This window comes from uncultured Corynebacterium sp. (genome assembly GCF_902782855.1).
Taxonomy (GTDB): domain Bacteria; phylum Actinomycetota; class Actinomycetes; order Mycobacteriales; family Mycobacteriaceae; genus Corynebacterium.
Window position 1 is genome coordinate 1 of the sequence record NZ_CACZOO010000273.1, and the last position, 2,812, is coordinate 2,812.

General features: G+C 59.3%; 2 protein-coding genes. Both read right to left on the bottom strand.

Going from position 1 to position 2,812, the window contains the following annotated elements:
* Positions 1-1,039 precede the first annotated feature (1,039 nt).
* Positions 1,040-1,858, bottom strand: a complete 819-nt coding sequence (locus tag QZV72_RS11000) for a RecB family exonuclease (RefSeq protein WP_297008440.1) — start codon at positions 1,856-1,858, stop codon at positions 1,040-1,042.
* The coding region (locus tag QZV72_RS11005; protein WP_297008441.1) for an FAD-binding oxidoreductase at positions 1,855-2,812 on the bottom strand (958 nt) is incomplete at its 5' end. The genes QZV72_RS11005 and QZV72_RS11000, both read right to left, overlap by 4 nt.

A 2,812-nucleotide genomic window follows, 5' to 3' on the forward strand; every position in this document is an offset into this window, starting at 1 on the left:
CAATCTTTACAAGGGCGCCCCAGCGAAGGACCCTAGGCTTTCGATAGAGGATAATTGGAGCGTCGGTGTTGTGACTGCTTACTGTCATGAAAAGAAATCCGAGGCCAATGGCCATGGTGAGTCGAGTTCATTTTGCCCAAAACACGTAAACCTTTACTCTCAGCTCAAGGGTTAGCGATATGGAGCATCGAGGTGAAGAGTCATTGAGCGAAATTTTTTCAACGATCACACTTGGATTGTCGAGTTCCAGTATTTCGTCACAATTTTCGACCGTTCAGTTCTGTCTCTCGGCCATAGATAATCTTCTAGTTCGGGAAGACCCAACATTTGATTCTAGCATTCAGAAAGTTGTTAATATTCTCGAACTTTGTGCGAGAGAGCATTCCTCGACAAATAAGACCAAAGAAGAATGGCCGTATGAAATACGGGGAGAGGTTATCGGAGGGCTTGGAAAAAGGATTTCAATTGACCCGGACGTAAATGTCCGAAAATTTAGAGGAAATTCCAGAGGTGGACACTACCTTCTCCATCCCTTGTATTTGTGTGGCTCAGTTGAAGTTGAGGTGGACTTAAACTTATCCTGTTTCAACATGGAGCGAATGCATACGGAATGTATCTGCCTGTCGGGGAGTAACTTTTACCTGTCAAAGCTATCGTATTCTTCCTTTCATGATTGCGAGATGCGGTACTGCAATTTCGGCGGTGCTGTTTGCGATAGTCTCGTGTTGGATGGCGATGCATCGTTTTCTTCGTTTGAGAGTTCCAACTTGGACGGGTGCCACTTATCGGGAACATTTAAGGAAGTAGATTTCACAGGATCACATATGACAATGGGCATATTGTCACTGTCGGAAACATCGGGCTGTCGTTTTAACGATTGTGACCTGAGGTGGTCGAATCTGCAGGACTCGGAGGCTTCAATTGATCTCTCCGGCGCTCAAGTGAACTGCGACACTGTTTTTCCTGGAGGGCACACCGTTTCTTCAATAGGCATCAAGGAGGTCCAACGTATGTGGGGAAATGTTACTCTTTGTTCTAGTTAATAGAACTCCTCCGGCACCCCCGGGTACTCCGGCGGCGTGCCGTTGAATGCCGGACAGAGCTTCTGGAAGGAGCACCAGCCGCACAGCTTCGAGGTCTTCGGCGCGAAGTTGCCGGAGCGGGCGTCGGCGCCCACGGCGTCCCAGATCCGTCCGAGATCCTTCTCCACGTAGTTGAGCTCCGCGGGGGTGGGGGAGAGCACCATGTCGTCCCGGACCTTGAGGTACATCAGCCGCAGCTGCTCGGGGATGTGGTCGAACAGTCGCCACCACACCAGGGCGTAGAAGCGCATCTGGAACATCGCCTGGCCGGCGAAACGGGGGATCGGTTTCTTCCCGGTCTTGTAGTCGACCACCCGGACCTCACCGGTGGGGGCAATGTCCACCCGGTCGATGAACCCGCGCACCGGCACCCCGTTCGGCAGGGTGAGGTCGACGAACTTCTCCATCGAGTCCGCGTCGAACCCCTCCGGGTTCTCCATGAGGAAGTAGCCCTTGACCAGGTCACGGGAGGCGACGAGGAAGTCCATGTAGTCGGTGTCCGGCACCAGCTCGCCCAGCTGCGGGTCCTTGGCGGTCATCGCCGCCCAGTGCGGCTTGAGCATCTTCACCGCCGTCGGGTAGGTGCGCTGCTCGCGTGGTAGACCGTGGAGTTCCTCAAGGACGGCGTGGACGAGCGTCCCCTTGACCTGGGCGACGGTGCTGGGTTCGGGCAGCCGGTCGATCGCCCGGAACCGGTAGAGCAGCGGGCACTGGTTGTAGTCCCCGACACGCGAGGGGGACAGGGCGAGCGGGCGACGTTTCGCAGGGTGGTTCACAGGTGGGACAGCATCTTTCCGGGGTTGAGGATGCCCGTCGGGTCGACGGCGTTCTTGATCTCACGGTGCAGACGGCGGTTGCCCTCGTCGAGTTCCTTCGCCAGCCACTCCGCCTTCAGCGCACCGACGCCGTGTTCACCGGTGATCGTGCCGCCGAGCTCCAGACCCAGTTCCATGATCCGGTGGAAGGCGTCGTACCCGGCGGTCACGGACACGGGGTCGTCGTTGTCGAAGAAGACCGAGGGGTGGGTGTTCCCGTCCCCGGCGTGGGCGATGACAGCGACCTGGATCCCGGTCTCCTCACCGATGCGGGTGATCCCGTCACAGAACTCTGCGAGCCGGTCGCGGGGGACGCAGACGTCGTCGAGCATCTGCCCGCCACCGTGGGACTGCGCGTAGTGCTCGAAGGCGGTCTGGGCGGAACGGCGGGCGGCCACCAGCATCTCCGAATCATCCGGGTTGTCGGCGAAGGCGACGTCGACGGCACCGTGTTCCTGGGCGATCGCGGCGAAGGCCTCGGCATCCGCGGAGGCGGTGGTGGCGTCCGACTGCATGATGAGGACTGCGCCGACCGTGGCGTCCAACCCGAAATCGGTCATGTCCTGGACCATGCCGACGGTCGTGCCGTCCATCATCTCCAGCAGGGAGGGCGTGGCACCGGTGCGCATGTACGCGGAGACGGCGGTCGCCGCCGCCGTGACCGAGGGGAAGGTCGCCAGTGCGCTGAGCGGATCCGGGCCCAGCGGGACCAGCTTCAGCGTGGCCTCGACAATGATGCCGAGCGTGCCCTCTGACCCGGTGAACAAGGAGGCGAGGTCCAGCCCCGCCACGCCCTTCACCGTGCGGTGACCCAGTCTGGTCAGCGTCCCGTCGGCGAGGACGACCTTGATCTCACGGACGTACTCGCGGGTCACTCCGTACTTGACGCAGCACATCCCGCCGGCGTTGGTGGCG